Source organism: Persicobacter diffluens (assembly GCF_036244895.1).
Lineage (GTDB): Bacteria > Bacteroidota > Bacteroidia > Cytophagales > Cyclobacteriaceae > Persicobacter > Persicobacter diffluens.
Map to the genome: position 1 here is coordinate 85,620 of NZ_BQKE01000004.1, position 24,125 is coordinate 109,744.

Annotated in this window: 12 protein-coding genes; 1 reads left to right on the forward strand and 11 read right to left on the reverse strand. The window is 42.6% G+C overall.

The genetic code is table 11. The annotated features are described in order from the left end of the window. Positions 1–293 precede the first annotated feature (293 nt). Complete coding sequence (locus AAA970_RS22665) at positions 294–1,319, forward strand: LacI family DNA-binding transcriptional regulator (protein ID WP_338239164.1); 1,026 nt, start codon at positions 294–296, stop codon at positions 1,317–1,319. A gap of 155 nt (positions 1,320–1,474) precedes the next feature. Here AAA970_RS22665 and AAA970_RS22670 read toward each other — a convergent pair whose 3' ends face one another. From AAA970_RS22670 to AAA970_RS22720, 11 genes are all read right to left on the reverse strand, one after another. Continuing rightward, positions 1,475–4,201: a glycosyl hydrolase family 28-related protein gene (locus AAA970_RS22670; protein ID WP_338239165.1), complete on the reverse strand. Its 2,727-nt coding sequence runs from the start codon at positions 4,199–4,201 to the stop codon at positions 1,475–1,477. 225 nt (positions 4,202–4,426) lie between these two features. Beyond that, positions 4,427–6,073: a sulfatase family protein gene (locus tag AAA970_RS22675; RefSeq protein ID WP_420916746.1), complete on the reverse strand. Its 1,647-nt coding sequence runs from the start codon at positions 6,071–6,073 to the stop codon at positions 4,427–4,429. Positions 6,074–6,799: 726 nt separating this feature from the next. Then, on the reverse strand, positions 6,800–8,227 hold the full coding sequence (locus AAA970_RS22680) for a sulfatase family protein (protein ID WP_338239166.1): 1,428 nt from the start codon (positions 8,225–8,227) through the stop codon (positions 6,800–6,802). 7 nt (positions 8,228–8,234) lie between these two features. After that, positions 8,235–10,502, reverse strand: coding sequence for a hypothetical protein (locus AAA970_RS22685; protein ID WP_338239167.1), 2,268 nt, complete (start codon positions 10,500–10,502; stop codon positions 8,235–8,237). Between the two features lie 195 nt (positions 10,503–10,697). Further along, positions 10,698–12,371 carry a sulfatase family protein gene (locus AAA970_RS22690; protein ID WP_338239168.1) on the reverse strand — a complete coding sequence of 558 codons (1,674 nt, stop codon included), beginning with the start codon at positions 12,369–12,371 and terminating at the stop codon, positions 10,698–10,700. Between the two features lie 11 nt (positions 12,372–12,382). Further along, positions 12,383–14,341 carry a glycoside hydrolase family 97 protein gene (locus AAA970_RS22695; protein WP_338239169.1) on the reverse strand — a complete coding sequence of 653 codons (1,959 nt, stop codon included), beginning with the start codon at positions 14,339–14,341 and terminating at the stop codon, positions 12,383–12,385. Further along, a complete protein-coding gene (locus AAA970_RS22700) occupies positions 14,341–16,572 on the reverse strand; it encodes an amylo-alpha-1,6-glucosidase (protein WP_338239170.1) in 2,232 nt (743 codons plus the stop codon). The genes AAA970_RS22695 and AAA970_RS22700 overlap by 1 nt, the downstream gene beginning before the upstream one ends. A gap of 72 nt (positions 16,573–16,644) precedes the next feature. Next, the gene (locus tag AAA970_RS22705; protein ID WP_338239171.1) at positions 16,645–17,991 is read right to left on the reverse strand and encodes a hypothetical protein; all 1,347 of its coding nucleotides are present in this window, start codon (positions 17,989–17,991) and stop codon (positions 16,645–16,647) included. Positions 17,992–18,150: 159 nt separating this feature from the next. Then, positions 18,151–19,680: a RagB/SusD family nutrient uptake outer membrane protein gene (locus tag AAA970_RS22710; RefSeq protein WP_338239172.1), complete on the reverse strand. Its 1,530-nt coding sequence runs from the start codon at positions 19,678–19,680 to the stop codon at positions 18,151–18,153. A gap of 11 nt (positions 19,681–19,691) precedes the next feature. Continuing rightward, on the reverse strand, positions 19,692–23,018 hold the full coding sequence (locus AAA970_RS22715) for a SusC/RagA family TonB-linked outer membrane protein (protein WP_338239174.1): 3,327 nt from the start codon (positions 23,016–23,018) through the stop codon (positions 19,692–19,694). Positions 23,019–23,082: 64 nt separating this feature from the next. After that, positions 23,083–24,099, reverse strand: a complete 1,017-nt coding sequence (locus AAA970_RS22720; protein ID WP_338239176.1) for a FecR family protein — start codon at positions 24,097–24,099, stop codon at positions 23,083–23,085. Between the last annotated feature and the right edge of the window lie 26 nt (positions 24,100–24,125).

The following is a 24,125-nucleotide window of genomic DNA, read 5'->3' on the forward strand; positions in this document are numbered from 1 at the left end:
AGTTAAATCAGAAGTTAAAAAAAACAGTAATCAGCTAACCCAAAGGCTATAACTTTCCAATAATTTTTACCATGTAAGTAAAAAGTGTCCTTAACTTACTTTTGATAAAATATTAGGAAACCATCTCCAAAACTATGCTTAACGGGGTTTTAAACTTGAATTACCCTTTATAATTAATCGTTTTCCACTGATTTTAAACCAATATACAAATAAAATTTACACGTGTAAGTAATAATTCAGATTTTTTTGCTACTTTGTATTAGGTTTTATTGCAAGCCCACCCTAACATTAAGATGGAAAAGAAAAAAATTAATCAGCAATATATCGCCGACCTTGTCGGTGTTTCCCGTGTAACGGTAACCAAGGCCATGCAAAACCATGAGGACATTGCCTTGGAGACGCGTAAAAAAATCCAGCAGGTTGCTGCCGATGTTGGCTATGTCCCCAGTACGATTGGGCGCAGCTTGGTGAATAAAAGCACAAAAACTATTGGGATCATTTTCCCAAAGATCAACCACTCCTTTTTCAGTTCGGTTACCGAGCAAATGTATGCCACTGCCGAAGAGTTGGGCTACCGAGTGATTTTGATGGTTTCGTTTGAAAATAAAGAACGTGAACAGGAAGCAATCCGGACGCTGATCAGTATGCAGGTCGACGGTATTATTATAGATACTGCGGTAAAGGATCTTGACAATAAGGCTTTCGATATTATTGAAAAAAATCAAGTTCCTTACATCTTCTTTGACCGCAAGATTATCGGTGCAAATAATGCTGGCATTTACTTCCAAGATTATGATCTGAGCTTTCAGCTTACGACCGAACTGATCAATAAAGGCTATCAGAAAATGCTTTATATTGCGGGCTCACAAAATGTAAACATTGGTAAGATGCGTGTTAACGGGTTCAAGGATGGTATGGAAAGCCGAAACTTGAAATTCAGTGAGAAGATGATTCTCAATAGTTCATTTACGGAGGAAAGTGGCTATGATACTTTTTCAAAATACATCGAAAGCAATCAACCTTTACCTGAAGTTGTTTTATGTGTCAATGACTCCACTGCACTTGGAGTTTACCGGGCGTGTGAGGAAAATAATATATCCATTCCCGAGCAACTATCAGTTGTCGGTTTTGGGGATACAGAGGTGGCGCGCCTGACCCGTCCAAAATTATCCACGGTTCGTCTGAACTCTATGGAAGCAGCCAAAAAGACGGTAAGAAACCTCATTTATTTGATCAAGAACCCCAAAGGAAAGATACAGGATGAGTTTTTCTCGGGAACGGTGATTTTCAGGGAAAGTGTTGCCGAAAAAGTCTATTAATCTAGTTTCAATATTACTTTTGAAATAAAAAAACCGCTCAATGAGCGGTTTTTTTATTGTTGAGGAATCCGAGCGTGTTTAAAAGCTCTATTCGGCTACAAATTCAAATTATTGGAAGCGATTTTAGCTACGATTTTTGGTTTTTTAACACGCGTTTAGAAATTAGATTTTATATTGGAGTTCCATTTCACCTTGCCTTTACTTTCATCTACAATGGCTTCAGGGAATTTCGAAGGGGTATTGGTAAATACACCGTACACTTCCGCCTTTTCTATATTTGGACCAAAACGGTAGTATTTACCGGTTTGGAATTTACCATTTTGTCCCATTGGCGCATCGGATTTCAATCGAAAACGAGGAGCGATCATCAACAACTTACCTCCATTCATATCCACACCAAAATGGCCTTCATCCGCATGATTGGTGAAGTTCATTTGCTCGAAAGTAAAGTCGCCTGACTTCATTTCTATACCTGTATTGGGTCCGGGGTTAAAGCCCCACACCAAGGTATTGACAAATATTGCTTTTCCTTTCACCTGATCACCGATCTTAATATAGTTTTTCTCATGAGGAGAAGTCATGGACACAAGTTGATAATTATGAAAAATGGCTTGATCTCCAATATCATCAAAGGCTAAAGAAATTTGGGACTCATCCGTACCATGCGCGACAAACAGACCGTTGGCCGCCTGCCCGTTTTTCCCTTTGGCAAAGCGCTGCCCAACCTTGGATCCGAACACAAAGGTATGCAAAGTATGCTCCTCTTTGGTTTCTCCATAGGTAAAAGCTTCCAGCCTTTCAATTATCAATTCCCTGTCGTGCTTCCAGTCTTTTGGTTTGCCATCATAAGGTGAATTGGACCAAAAGTGCCCAATAAAATGTACGTTCTTGATTTGTCCCAAGCCCTTATTTTGATCGACCCACAGGCCCTTGTTCAACACACAACCTGCAACAAAATCCACTTTATGCCCTGTGCTTTCATGGGTGCCTAAATCAATACCATTATAGCTATTTACAAAGGTGATATCTTTCATCCACACATTGGGACCAAGCCCCTGCAGGGTCCATGCAAATGGGGTAAACCCTTCCCCTTTCACCTTCTGCTGTGGATACCAAATCCGAAATCCACGTACCGACGAATTAGCCTCGAGCTGTATCAAGCCTGGCCCATCAGGTTCATTTTTTCCATAAAAAGCATGGACTTCAGACCCTGCCACGCCCCATGCCTTCCCTTTGGCATATTGGTTCAAAGGGTGGTGAGGCACATCAAAACTACCCCGCAGCTCAACACCGGAAGGTACCACTACAGCATCAGTTAGCACAAATTTACCAGAAGGGATAAACACGGTCCCTCCCCCTTTTTTCTTGGCCGCCTTTAATGCTCTTTGGAATGCTTTGGTACAATCTTTTTGCCCATCGCCCAAAGCTCCGTAGTCCGTTACATCTAACACCCTATCCGTAGCAGGCATGAAGCGTTCATCCAAATATTTGAGTTCCTTAGCGGGAGATTTATAGGAGATGAAATCATGATTAATCGACACTTTATGCTGATTTTTCGCCTGATTAATGATCTGTGGCTGGTTGGCAAAATCGTTGGAAAGCAACTGTGCCTGAATGGTATTGGGTCCAAGGAATATATGCTCTGAATCTCCTTTAAACTGACATTGGGCGACCTCAATATTACCCGATTTCACCTCAACATCATGCCCACCGTCTCTATGCCCCCTGAACTCACAATTAACAAAAGTTGCGGTACCTACTTTACCCAAATGAATTACCGGATGCTTTAGATTATTATCAAAAGTAACTTCATTAAACTGAGCAATAGTCGCAAAATCATTCTTAAACTGAATGCCAATGGCATTAGGTAAAGAAGACGAAATAAACGCATCAGAAACAGCCCAGCCCTGATAATTATTGTCCCCAATTAACATCCCAATTTGGTTGTTGATCAGCTTCAGCTTGATGAAGCCACCATTAGGTCCTTTGTTGTTTTTCTTTACATAAGATCGATCCGTTCTAATCCCGACTTTACAATCTTCAATTACCCAGTCATACATCCAAGTCCACGCATAATGCCCAATATGCGCACCTATCACATTTTGACGAAGGTACTGTTTGAATTTTCCGATCTCCTGTGTGGTCTTCGGCCGGTTGGGCGTTGGAGAATCAATCCAGTATTTAGAAGAAATTCTGACTTTATGCATGCGGGCACAATCATAAACCTGATCTCTTTCAAAACCCATATTGAGCGCAGTCATGTATAAATCTTTGACGGTCAAAAACTGATTTGGACGGGGCCCGAGTTTGATACCATTCCAAACGTTAATCATCGTTACATTCTCCAAAGTAGCGAAATTGCCAAATGGCTGTTTAATGGTCCATGGGTAGGGAACAGGATTTTCAAACTTTTGTAGTGGATACCATATCGCCACATTGGAGAGCCCCGATGACCTGCCCATCAAGAAAGCTGCGTCATCACCTGTAGGTGCCCCTTTGGTATTATGCCCCCACTCGATCATAAAAGTGGTCCCAAGCCCTTTTTTGTGCTCATCCTCCGGATCTCGCCAATCTCCACGAAGAGTAACGCCTGGACGCAAAACCAATTGCTTGGTCAATCGATATCCTCCACGGGGCAAGAAAATCGTTCCACCACCAAGATTGTGCATCTTATCAATCACTTTTTGCAACGGGGTGGTAACGTCGGTAACACCATTGCCTAAAACCCCATGATCCGCGGCATTAACCATCGCAATTACCTTTTCCTGTGTAGGGTAATAGGTTTCATAGACTTTCGGCGTAGGCTTGAAATCTATATTTTGAGCTAAAGATAAAAAAGGAAGCTGCCACAAGAAGAGCAGCATTAAACGGTTGAGTTTCATAAGTGTAGCAGTAAATGAAAAATAAGGGAGCTGCTGCATCATAATTTGGTGGAATACCACCAAATTTTATTTGGTTACTGTACAAGCTGAACTAGGTATCTGATTCATTATTTGATTGCATTGGATCCTCAGATTGGTACATCCATACAGTTCACAAAATAGTCTTTTGGGTTAGATTAAAAACATAGTCATGCAACACTCCCATAAAAAATAGTTGACCAGGACCTATTTGCCCACCTTCACATTGTAACGAAATTCATCCACCTTTTTCAGGTATCTGTCAATGTAAGCCTGATTCAATTCATCGGAATCTTTATATTTCACACGAAGTTCATCCAACTGAGCTTTCAGGTCTTTTACCACCTGCGCATAATCCGGATTATCATACTGATTGGTCATTTCCTGTGGGTCTTTTTCGCGGTCATACAGTTCCCACTCATCCACATCATAATAGAAATGAATCAATTTATATTTTTCGGTAATGATCGCATAGTGCCGCTTAACCATATGGATCGAAGGATATTCATAATAATGATAATACACTGCATCGCGGTCCCACCCTTCATCATTGCCGGTCAGCAATGGCATCAAGCTTTCCCCCTGCATATCTGTTGGTTGTTCGATGCCTGCCGCATCAAGGAAGGTTTGTGCAAAATCAAGGTTCTGAACCATTTCATTACGAACAGTACCCGCTTTGATTTGCTCAGGCCAACGCATCAATAATGGTGTTTTAAAAGACTCATTGTAAGCGAAACGTTTATCGAACCATCCATGTTCCCCCAAATAAAACCCTTGATCCGAAGTATACACCACTAAAGTATTTTCTGTCAAACCCTTTTCATCCAGGTAATCCAAAACCCGTCCGACATTTTCATCAACGGCAGCAATCGTACCCAAATAATCCTGCATATAGCGCTGATATCGCCATTTCATCTTTTCCTCGCGCGTCATGTCTGGAAAATTCTTTTTGAACTCCTCGTTCATCGGCTTGTAAACTTTATCCCAGTTTGCTTTTTGCGCTTCGGTCATGCGCTTGCGTTCCCTTTCAAAAGCTTTATGATCCCATCCCGAAGCATCGGGAATTCCCAACTCATCCATTACCTCCGGGTAAATTTTTGAATCCCCTGCCCAGTTCATATGGTCGAGGATGTTCATTTCTGCGGTATGCGCTGCTGTTCCGCGACCTGAATAATCATCAAACAAGGTGGCTGGTTCAGGAAATTGCTTATTTGCATATTCAGCAATATGACGTTCTGCTGGCAACCACTCACGGTGTGGGGCTTTGTGCAAATACATTAACATAAATGGTTTGTCCTCTTCTCGTTCTTTGTCGAGCCAGTTCAGGGTCATATCCGTAATGATATCGGTAACATAACCAGGAAAATCCTTCTTGCCTTCATTTTTGGTAATGAAAGTCGGGTTGTAATAAGCACCCTGTCCTGGCAAAATTTTAAATTCATCGAAGCCCTTAGGATTATTACCAAAATGCAATTTACCAAACATCGCCGTCTGGTAACCCGCTTGTTGAAATAACTGAGGAAACGTTACGTTTGATTTATCAAAAGGAAAGTGATTGTCCGTTTTCCCGTTGATATGGGAGTGCTTGCCTGTCAAGGTTACTGCTCGTGAAGGCGCACAAATAGAATTAGTTACGCAGGCATTATCAAATCTCATCCCCTCATTGGCGATACGGTCAATGTTAGGGGTATTAATCAAATGATCCTGATAAGCACTAATGGCTTGGTAGGCGTGATCATCTGACATGATGAACAAAATATTAGGTTGTTTAGGACTCTCTTTGCCAGGGCCTTTATTACAAGACCAAAAAGTACAAGCCATCAATACCAAAAAGTAGTAAGCGTTGATTCTCATTGTAAGTAAAAAAATTAAGGTTGAATATTACACGTGTAATATACTGTAATAATTGATTCTCCCCAATAAAAAGAGGAGAAATCAACAGTAAAATTAATTTTTCACAAAACTGGCTGTTTTATGAAAAGGAAAATAAACGGTTTGAGAAATTAGAATTTTGTCCTCGATGTGGCAATTCCGGTTCGTATTGTGCCACTTTTGATGTGAAATTAAAACGTATTGACACCCTCTAGCGGACATATTGCCCCCAGAACTAAAGTAAAGAAACAGGAACTACGATTTTTATATGAGGCCTGCGCCACAGCGCACCGGGCTTTCGGCGGTCGCTTTTTCCGATATCACATAAACCGCAAAATTCCCCTACGCCTGCCACCGGAAAAGAGCTCCACAACCGGCTACGCCTCCACCTCTATCCCTGGCCCGGGGGTTCCGTCCTTCGATATCCAAGTAGTAATCCCAGGACATTCAACCACAGCCGAGAATGATCGATCATCCCTGTCAGTTAGAAAAAAACCTCCTCCTTTTTAGATTGGTTGGAGTCGAGCGTTTAGCAACGAATGCCCAGAATGACTTTACTTGGACGCCACCTCCTCTTGTTGGGCAAACACATGTGTTGATCCTACACACAAAAAAATATATTTTAAACTTTTGTGCCATGGGATTAAAAAAAACCACACCTCAGAAAAAGGTGTGGTTGTTGTGAACGTCGTGATTGAAATAAAAATGTTATTCCACGATATATCCCAAATTATGGTAATCAATCAGTTCGATTTGGCGATTGAAGAAAAAGCCTGATTTACGATCAATAATATCTGCCTTGGTCTTTCGGTGTGACGGGTAATCGCCAGTGGCTTTCATCCACTCGTCGAGCTTCAGGTACAACTCATATGCGATGCCATTATAGCCTGGTTCCATGATCAAATTATGGGTTTCGTTTGGGTCATCCTTCAGATTGAAGAGCTCTATCTGACAACGTGGATACTCAAACAACGCTTTCTGATCCTCGGTCAGTGTACCTTCTTTTTTCATTTTAAGAAGATCAAACCAAGTGTCAGAGATATAATAATCCCCCGTGATCGGGTACATTCTGTCGGCATAGCCATTGAAAATCAGTTTATAGTCTCCCGACCGAACGCAGCGTGCATGAGCGTCGGTATCATGCCAGTTTCTTTCCGCAAAGATATATTCCGCACCTTGTTGCTGTTTTCCTTCGAGCAAGGGTAAAAAAGATAATCCATAGCTGTCAACGGGCTTTTTATAATCAACCATGTCCAAAATAGTGGGCATTAAGTTCACCAAACTTACCATTTCGTCGATCTGCTGACCACCCTTGAATTGTTCTTTCCATTCCACTATGAAAGGTGTTTGAATACCGAAATCATACAGCGACGCTTTTCCTCTTGGAAACGGCATGCCATTATCACTGATGTATATGTAGATCGTGTTTTTATCATGACCATACTTTGTCATCAATTGCTTCATCCCATCGACATTTTGATCCAATCGGTGAATTTCGTCATAGTACTGAGCGATGTCTTTTCGGGTAGCGGGGGTGTCCACAAAATATGGGGCTACCACCACACTATCCGGCTGATGTACTTCCGCCGCGCCATCCAGTCCCCCGTATTTTCGGTGTGGATCCTTGAAGCCCACCCAACTAAATATCGGCTGATCATCGGGCGCATTTTTCAGCATTTCCTCAAAAATTTCCAAGGCGTTCACATCATGCCCAGGCCCACGGTAATCAAACTGTTTATCGCCATTTGGTCCAAGGTGGCTTTTCATCAAAAGGCTGGTGAAATAGCCCATCTCATTGAGATAGGAAGGCAAAAGCTTGACTGCCTCGGGTAGTGGTGCGTGCAAATCTTCTGTACCGATCGTATGAGCAAACTTTCCTGAAAGTAGGCTTGTTCGGGACGGGCTACATTGCGCCGTTGTCAAAAAAGCTTTGTTCATCAAGATCCCATCTGCAGCCATCTTATCGAGGTTTGGCGTCTTGATATGGGGATTGCCATAGGCACCCAAATCCATCCCTGCGTCGTCGGCAATAAACACAATCACGTTGGGTAACTTACGGTTCTTAGCCGTAAGTGTCCCACAAATAATAAGTAAGCTAAGACTTAAAAATATTTTATTCAACAGATTATTGATCATGATCTAATTATTTTTTGGCTGAAGAGGAAGGATTCAACATATACCATGCTAAACCTTCGTATGCATCGATAGTCTGATTCCCAACTTTAAATTGATGCTTTTTCTTCAGGTTCATGTGAATGCTGGATACCGTCTGATCGGCTAATTTGATTTCATAATATCCCTGTTGTTTCAGATAATTTAGCTGACAGTTATAAGCCTCCAAACTGCCCTGCTCATTTTCAAAAACATATGCTTTATCCAAGGCAATTTCAGCCATACACTTGAAGTGTTCATGCACATCGTTATCATTAGAGTTGCCGAAAAACCAATCACTGACCATGTTCACATAGCCCTCGCCCATGGTGTAGGTATCATGCGAATAATCAAAGGCATTGTAATGTTGGCCAGGTACATTCAAAGGATTTGCCCCTTCAATGTTTCTGTTCATCTGCGTAACCTTCACATAAGGATTCACCATGAAGCCCCAGTGTAAGTTACCTTCAAGGTCGATGCTCTGCACACCCGAATTTAGTCCATTGAAGGTATTTTGCAGATACTTCTGCTCTCCCGTCAGCAAATAAGCATAATACTGCGCATAGGTGGTCCATGCTGACCAACCGTGTGGGCTGTTGATGAAATTATTGGCCATCAGCACGTCATACTGAGCTTCCCAGAAGCGCATCGAGCCCATTCGCATACGCGCATCTGGGATCATCAACTGCTCAAGGCATCGATGCTGATCAAGCAAATCAAGGGCTGCCTTTTTGTACTTTTCCCGTTTTTTTCCTTCAGGGAACATCAATGCGAATTGTCCAAGCTGTGCTGCCGAACAAGAGATCATGCCATCCTCGAAGGTTTGCTCACCTTCGGTCTGAATATTGGCTCCATTAGCCGCCAATTCATCCATCGACCGAGTTACGGACTTGAAAATCCTTTTGTAATCTGCGGCATAGGCTGCTTTGCCCTCCAACTCTTCGAGCAGCTCCATCAAACTTTTGGCAATATAGATCACGCTGGTGTAGTGTGTCGATCGTGCACGATAAGCACCATCTTTGGATTGACTTGCCAAAAGAAAATCTGCATATTTCACCGCCGCATCAAGATCTTTCGGGTCGTTGAACAGTTGATAGCGATCAACCAACACCCCAACGATCGTACTGACATTTTGAATGCGGAAGCCGTGCTTTTTAGGCTCAAATTTCAGTGTATCGAAAATGATTGGGTAGATGGCATGAAATTGCTCATCCGCTTTTTGCACTGAAGGATGATTTGGAAAATGCTTTCCTCCAGCATAAGTGGAATAAAACCCGTACCAGCTTTCACAATGGGTCATGGATGCTTTTTGTGGATAATCCAATACTGCAGTCATTGCCTGCTGCATGTACCAGCTGTACGGCTTGCGCACATAATATAAAGCCTCGGTGGTTTTCCCTGCCTCATTTATAACAATGATCTGATATGCCCCCGCCTCATCGGTCCTTTCAAAGCTGAATTGTCCATGACCTTTCAATTCGGTTGTATTTCCCGAAGGATCGATGATATTCACCTCCGAACACGCTCCTTTCACCTCAAAATTCATGGTTGTGCCAGCAATGCCCGCCGTGATAGGCAAATCGATTACAGGCGCTTCGGTCAGTTCCTGTACATTTTGCTGAAGGTCATTTAGTGATTTTACCTCATCAAGATAAATATGGAAAACCTTTTCCTGCCCAGCTTCGATTTGGTACAGATGCTGAGGGTGACGGCTTGGCAATGGCAAAGCATTGATCAAATCAAGGTTAATCGATGCAATGCGGTGCCCGAAAAACCAGTACGGTGGTTGCCCCCATTTTTTGGTATATTCATGGCTCCATGAGGCGATTGGATCAGGACTGTTGATGCTTAAAATCTTGCCTTCCGGCGACATCAAATACCCCCAAAAGTGCGTTTTTTCCGCTCTTAAAAGCGTTGGGAATGTTTTTTTGTTCCAATAAGGGAAATGATCCATATAAGTGTCCACGCCCATTCTCAGCCCTGCCGTTGTTGGTTGAAATGCCGTTGGTCGGTTGGACTTGATGCGCGCCGTGATCATTGGTCTGCCTTTATCCTCCGAAAATGAGATACCGAAATCAACGTGGTCGTAAGACGTTACCCACTCGCCATCATTATACTCAGGTTGTGGCATCTCAACTTCCTTACCGTTTATTTTCAGGTACCATGATGGCCCGACAAAGTCCTTTTGATTGAAAGCGAATTCATGTCCTGAATCGCGGAATGTCAATCTTTGAATATAGCCATCAGGATGAATATCCATTACCCATCTATCAGTATTGAGCTCACCACCGACTTGTTGAGCTTGTATTTGTGTTGATGTTACACAAAAAAAAATCAATAAAAATATATTTCTAATCATCGTATCAAAAACAATAAATTTTATGTCATGGGATTAAAAAAACCACACCTCCGAAAAGGTGTGGTCGTGGTTGATCATTGTGCTTTCACACAAGCATCATATCCCCCAATATGATGCCCCCATCCCAAATAAACTATCTATCTTATGCTTATTCTTTTTCAATTTTTGACGCTCAGCATCTTGCAGTTTTTGTTGCTCTTCGGCTGATAATTTCTCGAAAGCGTTTGGATCAATTCCACCCGATTCAATTCCTTTGGTGCTGTAATAAGGCGTGTTGATGTAAACCTCTTCCTTGCCCAAAACGCGCATGTCATTGTGTGATTTCAAGTAATTTACCAATTCATTATTCAGGTTTTGGAACTGCTCTTGGAAGGCAGCCTCAGCAGCCAAGTTTTTCAATTGGAAAGGATCTTCTTTCACATTATACAATTCATATTCTGAACGCAAACCGAAACTCAGATCGAAGAAATGACTTTGTCCTTCACGGTTTTTATAAGACATCAAAATGTCTTTTGATAGCCCATTATCCACATCCCCGAAAGCATAATTATTAAACGCTACACTTCCGTCCTCAATACCTGCAGGCAAGCGCTGTGGTTCCATGTTCCAAATCAAGAGCATGTCCCCTTTGCGGATCGCACGGCTTGGATAGGTTTTGCCATCGGCATAACTCCACGCATGACGCTCACGGTAGGTAATGATCGAACGGTTTTTAGCCGCTACCTGATTGGTTGCTTTTTCAAAGTAAGGCATCAGTGTTTTACCGGTCATTTCTTTTGGAATTTCCAAGCCAGCTGCCTGCATTACCGTTGGTGCCACATCAATTTGACTGATCAAATCGGAGATGCTCTTTCCAGGAATAATTTTATTTTTCCAAACAGCGATGAATGGCATGTGAGTACCAGCTTCATACAAATTTGACTTCGCTCTTGGGAAGGGCATCCCGTTGTCTGCCGTTACGATGATCAAGGTATTGTCATATTCCCCAATTTCTTTCAGGTGATTGACGATCTTCCCGATTTGGGTATCAAACCACTGAATTTCGAACAGGTAATCCAACACATCTAAACGCATACCTTCGTCCTGAGGATAGAAGTCCGGAAGCTTCACTTTCGAGGTCTGCATCCCTGCCTTTTCACCAATACCACGAACGTACCCACGGTGAGGCTCTTTAGACCCATACCAGAAACAGAAAGGCTGATCTTGTTTTTTTCCTTTTAGGAAAGTCTTGAAGTTGGCGATATAATCGATATCACAAATTGATCCTTCATTGCCCAACTCCACGAAAGGCAAAAATTTCGAATCGTTGAACTCTTCACCTGCCGGATTATGCTTGCGATTGGTCGCATGTAACTTGCCTGGCGCCCAACCTTTTCCTGTGAACCCTACTTTGTAGCCTGCCTCTTCAAGGTAGTCTGTGTAGGTCTTGAATTTGTCAGGCAAATATCCCCACAAAACAGCTCCTTGCTCCAATTCAAAGCCATTTCTTCCCGTTAGGAATGCAGCACGTGATGCTGTACAGGATGGGGTAGAACAATAGGCATTTTCGAATACCATACCCTCTTTGGCGAGTGCGTCAATGTTAGGCGTACTCACGGCTTCGTTGCCCATGAAACTCATATCCACCCAAGACATATCATCACTGATGGCAATTAAAATATTGGGTTTCTTGTCTGCTTTTACTTCTTCATTCGTGTTGCTGACTCTGTTGCAAGCCAGCCAAGCAAAAAATGAAAATGCGATAATAAAATATCTGCTCTTGTTCATCATATCTAAAAAAATTATTGTTCTGCAATCATTTCATTGGAAGTCGATGGGCTAATCACCGCCACGAAACCTCCGCCTTTGACCATCTTAATTTTCATCAATTCTGGTAACTTATCCAACTTGATTTCCTGGCAGTCGGTAGGTTGATCTTCTGAAGTCGAAGCATCTTCCCACAGGCTTATTTTATAAGCTACACCTTTCTTCAAAAAGTCAAATTTAAGCTCAACCTCCTTGGCTTCATTGCCAACCATTCCCCCGATGTACCAATCCTTTCCTGATCGCCTTGCCAACACAATCGACTCTCCTATTTTTCCGGACAAAAACTTAGTTTCGTCCCAAGTGGCAGGTACCTGTGCAATAAAGTCTAAACCTTTCTGGTTTTCAAACGCCTTAGGACCATCCGCTACGGTTTGGAATGGACTTTCAAACACCACAAACATTGCCAACTGATGTGCTCTTGTTCCCAAAACCAATGGCGCATGGAAACGGGCTTCGAAATTTTCCTCTTTCACCTGACGGAATCCACCAGGCGTATAATCCATCGGGCCAATGATCTGACGGATATAGGGTGCGGTAACGGCATGCTCAGGACCAGCTTGCTCGTCCCATTTGTAATATTCCAAGCCCAAAACTGCCTCACGAGTAACCAGGTTCGGGTAAGTACGGCGGATACCTGTTGGCTTGTAGCAACCATGCAAGTTCACCATCAATTCATTATCAGCAGCGGCTTGAAGAATCTCATGATAGAAGTCCACCATTTCGGCATCGTCTCTTTTCATGAAATCCATTTTGATTCCTTTGATGCCCCATTTTTTGTACAATGGCAAAGCTTCTTTGTACTGCTTGCTCATGTTTTTCCAGTTCACCCAAAGGTGTAAACCTACGCCACAATCGGTTGCATACTGAACCAACTCAGGCATATCCAATGAATCGGTGGTTTGCAGAATTGATAAAGTGGTATCCATCTCATCACCATACCAAAAGGAATCGATCAGCATGTATTCCAAATTATTCTTGGCAGCAAAATCAATGTATGCCTTCATCGTCTCCTGGTTTTTACCTGGATTCTCAACATCCACTTCATAGTCATTCCACCAGTCCCAGGCGCCTTTTCCAGCCTGAATCCAATCTGTTTTTTCAATCACTAAAGGTTCACAAAGGTTGGTGATCAGGTCGCTGTTAATGAAATTTGAAAAATCGTCAGCAATCATCACCACGCGCCATGGCGTCGTAATTTGCTTTGTATTTTTCAACAAAACGTCTGTACCCGGAAGCGGCGTATTGATGCTTGAGAAACCACTGGCCTCAGGCTTTAGGTACCAATGCGGATAAGATTTCACATTTGCCTCGGTAATGATCCCCACATGGTTTTTGGTTTCAAAGGCCAAGGGGGTATGCACAAAGCTACTGTCAGTGAAGTCCGACAACTGCTTGTGATGAAACTTAAATTCATACGAATGGGTAAATGGTTTCTCCATCACACCGCGGTCGCTTCCTGCCCACAATTTCAAATCATCGGTCGGTAGCTCAATGGTTGTTGTTTCTTCCATCAAATCGACCGCCTCAGCAAATTGGGTACTTAATCTAAATGCTACACCTTCTCGGTAAGCTCGAAGGTAGATTTCAGTCTGCTGGTTTTGTTCGTTTTCGACTGTCAGTACCCCTTCCACACAATGGTTTAGGGCCTCTTTATGTTTACCCACAACCAGCGGATAGCTTTCATTGATTTCATGTTTTTGAAAATCAACAATATTACCTGCGACAACCTGTCCATTAGAGGTTTTCAGTCCCAAAGCCGATGGATATACCAAGGTATCCTTTTGTGCCAACACGAAATATTTGATGGCATCATCTTGTTGAATGACCCCAATCGACAATTGATCATCGGGGCTATTGACTTGATATTGTTGTTCACCGCAGGCGCTCATTCCGATGGCGCAGGCGGTGATTATAGATAAAAAAATAGATCTCATTACAGGTTGATATTTTTTAAGTCAATTAGATTTTCTCCTGGTTTAATTTTTTGTATTGCCTCATAGGTTGGGAATTTCACCTCCCCAAAATGATGGCTGATGATTTTTCCGTAAAGGCGATTATTTTCAAAAACAAAGCCCTTGCATAGAATCGGCACATCACTCGAAAGGAAATCACGATCGTTGATCTGGATGTTCAGATGCCCATTCTTTTGGGTTAGGTTAAAAGATTTTCCTGCAACCAAAAGGTCTTCAATAGAAAAATCATCTTCATTCAAATTCCCAAAACGATAGCCATCATCCGTTTTTACAACCTTGTTTTCCAACCACATGAAATTGAACAAGCTCGCCCAGCTCTGGAATTTCTGTCCATCGCCCCAACCGCTACGGCAATCGTAATTCTCCTGGCTAGTCTGCTTCTCCTTCAGGTTACGCATGTACATGGTCATGCTTTTTTCTGCCAGTGCTGTAGCCAATGAATCGTATCCATATTTTACCAGTCCATCAAAAATAAGGTAGTTAGTCGGAGGCCAGATTGACCCTCTCCAATATTGCTGATCTGGAAAGCGAGGGTCATTCTTACTCACGGTCGGCAAAACATATTCTCCCCAAAATAAATCGGGGTTCATCAGATCTTTCACAATCGCATCGGCTTGCTCCTGCGAAGCCACTCCCGAAAACAGGGGATAAAAATGCTCCGGTCCATAAGTTTGACTCCATTGCCCATCCCAATAACGGTCTTTATATCTTTGATCTTTCTGATCCCAAAGTTGGGCATTGATCAATTCGGTCAAGCGTTGTTTTTCCTCTTCATAATCTGAAGAATCAGCCATACCGATTACTTTGGCGATCTTGGCCATATGATCGTTCATGCTCACCATCTGACAGTTCAGGTCAATGGCGTTCATGTTCATGGTCCAAGTCTGATACGAATAACTGGCCGAATCAAATCGCGGGCTGTCATCAGCACCACTTTCATACATAGCCATTTTCAGTTTTGTTTTTGCCTTATCTGCATCTGCTCCCCACTCAAAAAGGCCGTCTTTGTTGCCATCACGACGCGGGTTGCCATTGGTATTTTTCGCATACCACCAGTCGTACCATTTTTTCAGTTTTGGGTATCCGTCTTTCAACAGGCTGACATCATGGGTTCGCTGATACATTTTCCACACGACCCAGGGACCGATTGGCGGTTGCGAATGATCAAGGCTGCCACTGTCGCCACAACGGTAATTCGGCATGTTGCCATTTTCGTATTGTGCCCAGTACAAGGCGTCCAAGTTTTCTTTTGCCAGAACAGGATTATCAATCGACAAACTCAGTGAATTGAAAAAAGCATCCCACTCAAAGATGGCCCAACCGCCCCAATCCCAGGTTCTTCCTGCTGGTACATAGGTTTTGCCCGCATCAGGGATATAGGCACGCATCCAGTTGAGGTTATCAATCAGTGCATCTGCAACATTACCATGAGCAGTGCTCACGCGCACGCGGTTTTCGATGGTCTTGGCTTCCAATTTTTGAAAAAGCTGATCAAATTGCTCCCAGCCCAATCCACTGTTGTTATTCAGTTTGAATTTTAGGCTATTGATATTGCTATATAATAAATAAAGATAAGATCCGTTGATTTGCTTGCTTTGTGCATATCCTTTTTCAATGAATTCCCGCACCTGTTCTTCTTTCAAAGGCACAGAAGAGGAAACTATTTTGGTAGGTTGCTGATCAAAAAGCAAATGGAAGGTATTGGTCTTGAGTTGATTTTTTTCGAAATGCAAAATTCCTTTTTGCTCGAAAGGAAGATAACATTCGACAATCAATCCGTGATGGTCTGCATGGTCATTGACCAACTGCCCGTAAAGGTCTTCGCTGTTGGTTTTTCCCCATTGTAAGTGCCAGGTCGCTTGTTTTTGTTGCCATTGCAGGCTGGCATAATCGTTATTGGAGGACTTTAGCCCTACTTTTTTAATATGATGATAAATGCTGTCGCCGTTGTTGGCGTAACTTACGGGCGCATCCAATGCTTTACCTGCAAAATAAGAAAACTCCCCTTCAGATAAATAGTAAGAATTGAACCGGAAGGCGGCAACTTGTTTCGATTTCTGATCTAACATCACCAAACCATTCCATGAACCGTGGTCGAAGGCATCTATCAACAATGACCGTTGCTCTGCACCATTATTGACACTGCAGGCGGTGGTCAGGACTACAAAAAATATAAAGATTGATCGAAACATATTCAATAAAAAAGGTACTGCCCTTGGCAGAATATTTCCTCAGACAGTACCTAAATTAGTTAATAAAAAGGATTAGTTCGCCGCTTTCACACAACGACAGTTACCTGTCATCGTTGGGTTAGTCCCCTGGTAGTTGTAAGTACCTGTGTTGTCAAAGAACATTTGGTTACCGTTACCGTTACCGCCGATGTTCATGAAGTTACCACCGGGTGTAGTTTTGGCAGGATCCGTTCCTTCCATATATCCAGCCCAGATGTTTTTTGCTCCATTCGCAGAAACCCAATACCCGTTGTCCGCAATTTTATCATTTTTCTCTTTCTGACCCACGAAGAATGCAGGATCGTTCAATTGAAGAATTGGAGACAATTCGTTAGCCACACCTGTCCAAGCATAACCAGACCAGGCTGTTTCGCTTTCTGGTACCCAAGTACAAGTTTTCTCCCAAGTACCGCCTACATTGCTTTTTACTGGGAAAGTCCAACCTTCAGGACACAATTTATCCGCTGCAGACAAGGTGTAAGAGCGAGTCGTTACTTCATGCAGCTCGCCTTCGATGTCAGTGAAAGTGATATTCACATCGAATACTTTCTGGTCAATTGTTTCAAAAGTATTGCCAGCGTTAACGACTACTTCATTATCTACTGTTACTTCACCATTTTCCAAGGTTACGTTGATCACTTCTGGAGCAGGCAAAGAGGTACCATCACGGTCAGTCAAAGCCGTAACGTCAGTTGTTGTCCAGTAATAACCTTCGTAAAGCGCCGTTTTGTAAACGTTACCGTCCATATCGACCATTGTTACTTCCATAGAAAGGTCTTCGATCTCAACGGTTTCCATTACTTCCTGACCGATAGCATCCATAACCTTAACGGTGTAGTTACCCGCCTCAAGGTTTGAAAGCTCTTCCATTGTTTTCTCCTCATCATTCAGGTAATAGGCATAAGGAGTTACCCCACCTTCTACCTTTAACATGATTTTACCAGGAGCATCCGCCGTTACAGGAACAGCTTTCACTTCTGTCAAAACAACTTCTGTTGGCTCGGCAGCAACGGTAATGGTGATCGTCTCTTCTGTCATCTGATCAGCACCATCTTTAGCCATGATTGTGATGGTTGCCGTTCCTTCCATTTCAGGAGTGAATTTTAGATCAGCAGTTGCTGAAGTTTCATTTAATCCCTCAATATTAGCGACTTCCACTTCTCCGCCATCAGCGGTAGCTGCGATAGAAGCTACTTTCCCTTGTGCATTTACCTGAATATCAAAAGTAGATTCGAAACCTTTGAATGCTTCACCATCTTCTGCTACGATTACAGGTTTAGGAAATACTTGTGCATTGTCTTCTGTCTCCGAACAAGAAGACAAGAAAGCTACTGATAGCACCAAGGCCATCATTGTTGAAAAAATTCTCTGGGTTGACATATGTAAAATAAAAGTTTAAAAATTATGGGTTTTATTTTGTTGGTATTTCTATTTAAAAGACAATAGGAGGCCAGGCGACAGCTAAATCGCAGTCGTCATTGACAGACTATCACGAGAGAAGGCGCTCGCGATAGTTCCAATTATTCCTTCCTTGTGTAATTAATTATATCCTTGATTTTGCTTCAGGATACCGCCAGCGGCCACAATCTCATTCGGTGGAATAGGCAAATATTCCATATAAGGCTTATACCCTCTTGGGCTCAATCGTTCCACATCATCTCCCCAGCGTTTCAAGTCAAAAAATCTTGTCCCTTCAAAGCAAAATTCTACGCGGCGCTCATGCTTGATGGCTTCCATCAAATCTTTGCCACTATCGGCCATATATTGCTCAACCGTTGGAAAAGTATCCGATCCGAAAGCGCGCTGACGTACACGGTTGATCAACATTTTTGCTTCTCCCTCCTGTCCTGTCATTGCTAGCGCTTCGGCATACATCAACAACACATCGGCATAACGGATCAAAATTCTGTTGTCTTCATAACCGGCAACATCATAATAACCAGGGTAGTAAACCATTCCTTTACGGATCGAAACGCCATTGCGGTTGTCAGGATTTTTTCTGTTTTCCGAAACATCATATGTTGTTTCGAATGGTCGATAATCCGACTCTCCCAAAGGTTTTACCAAAAGGGTATCACCTTCCTGGTACATCCACGCTCCTTTTCTTGGATCACCATCCTCAAATTCCGTTACCAGGTTAAGCGTTGGCCAGGTGTTTTCCCAACCATTGATTTGTGCTGGTGCAAAATATTGTGTCTTTAGAGATCCTGTTCCGGAATTAGGGAAATCTTTTGTCCAGGCATTGGAAGCGTTCTCATATATGTAAGCCAATTCAAAAACAGACTCCTCATTGTATTGATTCTGATTACTGATAATCTCATCCAGGTCATTCACCAATCCATATCCGTACTTCCCTTCATTCTGTACAATTTCCGCAAAAGCCGTTTTTGCTTCTTCGTACTTCCCTTCATACAAAAAGGCCTTTCCCATTAGTGCAATAGCAGCACCCCGATCAGCTCTTGCGGTGATGTCATTATCTGCCAAGTGCTCTTTGGCAAAGTTCAGATCTGGGTAAATGATCTCCTCATAAACCTGCTCAGGCGTCGATTGTGGAAGGATATAATCCTCTGTCAATAAGATCAAAGGCTCGGTATAAATCGGCACCATGCCCCAGGTGTTCGCCAGATTGAAATAAGCCAATGCACGAAGGAACCTTGCTTCCGCCTCAACTTTCAATTTTTGATCTTCCGAAGGATATTCGATATCCTTTATATAATACAAAACAACATTGGCTCTGAAGATAGCTTCAAAAAACCACTGCCATGATTGATCATAAGCGGCATTGGGCTGCTTGGCCGCCTGAATGATAAAGCGGTTGAATGGCAATTCCGACACCGTTTCCTGGTCATCGTCCATTACATCTGTAGTGGTATGCACAGCTACTTTATATGCCCCCTGGCTGAAAGAACCATATACACCGGCCATCGCCAATTCTATATCCCGTGGGTTTTTGAAAAATACCCCGTTAGTAATTTCATTTTCAGGAATCCGCTCCAAAAAAGTATCTGGATTACAGGCCGAAGAAAACATCAAGGCCACTGTAATTGCTAAAAAATATAATCTTTTCATTGTCCTAAATTTTAGAAGCCAAGGTTGAAACCAATCTGGAATGTTCTGACCATCGGATAGCGTCCTTTATCCACCCCTCTTGAAAGTGTCGGGCCACTTGCATCATTAAAAGAATCCGCACCTACCATTGGATCAAGTCCTGAGTATTTGGTAAATACCAAGGGGTTCTCCGCCAAAACAAACAGTTGCAGGGTTGATAATTTCCATCTTTCGATCAATTGCTGTGGGAAATTGTAAGATAGTCTTGCCGTCTGAATTCGGAAGAAGTCCCCGTCTTCAATCCATCTGCTGGAAAAGCGACGGTCATTACCGTTGGTATCGTCCGCCCGAATAATCGGGTAAGTGTTTGTTGATCCTTCACCCGTCCATGATTTGTGGATGGTGGTCATCTTGTTGGAATACAACTCACGACTGTTTACCGATTCCAAACCAGCTCTTACGGTGTTGAGGTTTTGGTAGCCGAACAATCCAGATCCGATCACCGACAAATCGAAGTTTTTATAATTGATGGAGAAGTTGATCCCCAATGACATATCAGGAATGGGGCTACCGATGGTCTTTCTATCTTCTTCATTGATCACCCCATCACCGTTGAGGTCCTTGAAGCGAACATCTCCCGGGCGGGCTCCTTTTTGGTATTCAATGCCCTCACTTGTCTGATTATTCAAATCATCAATCTCTGTTTGGTTTTGGAAGATCCCCTCCTGTACATATCCATAGAAAGCACCAATATTTCCGCCTTCAACGGTTCGGGTAGCACCCCAGTAAGCAGCAGAGGCAAAACTATCACCACCCACCAAAAACTCCTGATTATTCAAAGAGGTCACTTCATTGCTGTAAAAAGAAACCGAAGAACCAAAATTGAATCCTACTTCACCAAAGTTATTGTTGTAGTTCAGGGCCAACTCTAATCCGGAGTTGCGAATCGCTCCACCATTAGCAGTAAACGACTGGGAAATACCACTGATGAATACAGGAGCCATCTGGATCAAAATATCCTCAGAGTTCTTGACATAATAATCTCCCGTAAAGTTCAAGCGACCTTCCATAAAGGAGACATCCACACCCACATTAAGCGTCTTCACCGTCTCCCACTTCAAAGACTGCCCTTTACTGATGTTGGTGATTGCTGCTCCATTCACAATGCTTTCACCAGGCCCACCGTAAACAGCTTTTGGCTGCAGGTTGATCGTTGAATATTGCTCAAAGTTATTTCCAAACTCACTATTACCCAACGTACCATATCCTAAGCGTAATTTAAAATCATCAATCACATTTTTTGGTACTGGGAAGAAGTGCTCGTCAGAGACACGCCATGCAGCGGATACTCCAGGAAAAGTACCAAACTTGTTTGCTGGAGCAAATCTCGATGAACCATCGCGACGAACAGTCAAGGTCAGGTAATATTTGCTATCAAAATTATATAACACACGTCCGAAAGTGGATAAAAAAGTGAAGGCATCATAATCCTCAAGCGCCTGCACTTCTGTGGCATTATCCAAGGAAGGTGCTCCAAGGTAATCATCATACACGGCTACATTTCGGGTTCTTCTTAATTCATTTTCCTGAGCGGTATATCCCAAAATCCCCTCAACAGAGTGCATTCCGAAAGTGTTTTTGTAGTTCAATGTATTTTCCCAAACCCACTGTGTGGAGAATGTTTTGGTCAGATCTTTTCTCGTATTGCTTCTCGTATCAGCAGATTTGTTTTGGTCTAATTCAGGTAAAAAGTTGGAAACGCGGCCACTGTTGATAATCGAAGAGAAGGACGATTTGAAGTTTAATCCTTCAAACAAATCCAACTGCCCGTAAACATTGGTCAGGATGTTGTTATTGAAATGATCGTAATCCCTGACTTCCAGCATCGCCAATGGGTTGGAGAATGTATCCGCACCCGTAATGGCTGTTTGTGGTGAGCCATAACCTTGTGCATTCAAAGGATCATAGATCGGCATCAATGGAGAAGCAAAACTGGTGCTTTTCACCGGAGAACCCACTCCTGGGTTACGACTTGCGCGGGTGAATGCCATCGACTCCCCGATTTTAAGGCGACCTTTTTTCCAGTCAGAGTTCACACGCATGGTGATACGCTCATAACCTGTTGTCTTTACAATACCTGTTTGATCCAAATATCCTGCTGAAATAGCATAATTTCCGTGCTCACTACCGCCGCTAAACTGAGCCGTGGTCTCAACCGTCGGGGCGGTTTGATATACAGCTGATTGCCAGTCAGTATTGACCAAAGTAGGGTTATTGATAAAATCGGGCAAATCTTTTCCTGTAATTCCCTGAGAGGCAAATACTGTACGCTTATAGTCACGGTACTCATTTGCATTCAATAAATCCAATTGGCTGTATGCCTGCTGAACACCATAGGTAGTTTTGATACTTACCTTTGGCTCTCCTTTTTTACCTCTTTTAGTAGTGATCAAAACGACCCCGTTCATTGCACGAGAACCATAAATCGCCGCAGCAGAAGCATCTTTAAGAATCGTGAAACTTTCAATATCATTAGGGTTGATGTTCGACATGTTGGCATCGAAATTCGGCACCCCATCAATAATGTATAACGGATTGGAGTTACCCACTGTCCCGACACCACGAATGTTCACGTTGATGCCTGCTCCTGGGCTTGAAGATGCACTGGTAACAATCACCCCAGTTGATTTGGACTGGATGTTATTCAACACATTGGAAGTTGCCATTTCAAGATCCTCAGCTCCAATGATATCAACTGCTGAAGAAACATCCTTACGCTCCTGTGTACCATAACCAATTACCACCACCTCATCCATCTGAACAACATCCGCCTCAAGGATAACATTCAACTGGCTTTGATTACCGACAGTGATTTCCTGAGGTTTGTAACCTACATAGGAGAAAACCAACACATCCGATGGTTGAGCTTCAACGCTAAAATTACCCGTTACATCAGAAATTGCTCCCTGAGTAGTCCCTTTAATGACCACTGAAACGCCAATCAATTCAGCACCGTCAGTGTCCACGATTTTTCCCTTTACCCGAACCTTTTGGGCCGCCGCTACAGGTTTACGAGGAGCTTGGCTTTTTCCTTTTTTTGGTTTTAAGGTAACAAGTTTGTCAGTAATTACATATTCGATGTTTAACTGATTCGATAAAAATCTCATCACCTCACTGACCTCAGTGAAAGATTTATTGATCTCAACCTTTTGCTTGGGGTTAATCTGGGACTGGTCAAAAGCGAAATAATAATCCGTTTTACCCTCTAAATAATTGATTACCTCCTCTATTGTGCGTTTCCCCTGGAGGTTAATATTGTCAAGTTGATAGCTTTCCGCAAAAAGTTTGGGTGTAAGCATCACCCACAAGCATAAAAAAAGTGTGCTTGCAGTTCGCAAAAAAATACGGTTCATAGGTAGTAAATTATATCTCTATAATAATTTTATCTGTACTTTTATGGTATTTTATACCATATAAAAATGATAATGACGATAACGATTTAGTAATGTCATTACCTTTAAAACTCGCTCTAACAATCCATTTTGCAGAGGGGTTTCCTTTGATTTCAATATCGACATTATACCAGTCGGCAATTTTCTCCACGGCCTGTTTGAATGGCAATTGGTTGATCACCAATATATTGTTTCTCCAGGCGTCGGTAAGTTCGTCGATATTTGAAGTTGTGAATTTCTGTGTCTTATCTGAGTAAGCTATTTTATCGTTCGGTTTCATATTGATCTGCTGGTCAAAGCCGTCTTTCACCAACACTTTACCTTCCATCAAACCGACAATCACTTTATTTTTATCCGAAAAATTAACGTTGAACTCTGTACCATGAGCCGTAACATCCAAGCCACCTGCTTTAACAATGAATGGTCGTTTAGGATTCGCATTCACCTTAAAAAAAGCTTCTCCTTTCAAATAGACAATGCGTTCAGGCGTCTCAAATTCTTCGGGGAAGGTCAGTTCACTATTGACATTCAATGTAACCACTGAGCTATCTGGCAATACAATCGTTCGTTGTTCTCCTCGATGTGTAGTAACGGCCAGGGTTTCAATTTGATCAGGTGAAACGAACTGAATAACTCCAACACTTATAAAAATAAACATCAAAATTGCAGCAACCGCATAATACCATTTCGGATTCATTTTGACCTCCTTCGCAGCTGGCTCATTAACCGAAACAGGGGCTTGCTCATCAGCTTCGGCTTTCATCTCCTCAGCCTGCACTGCCTTGATTTTATTCAAAACACCTTCCTGATCATAACCCGTATCCATGGCGATACCTGAGATCAAGGCCCAATGATCCTTCATAATGCGATCAGCTGCCGCTTCATTCACTGGATCACTCAACCACTCCATTACCATCAGGTACTCTTCGTAGCTACACTTCCCAGTATAAAAATTTATTAACAGGTCGGGCCTTTCTCTTAAATCCATAATCGTCAATTTACATCAATAGTACG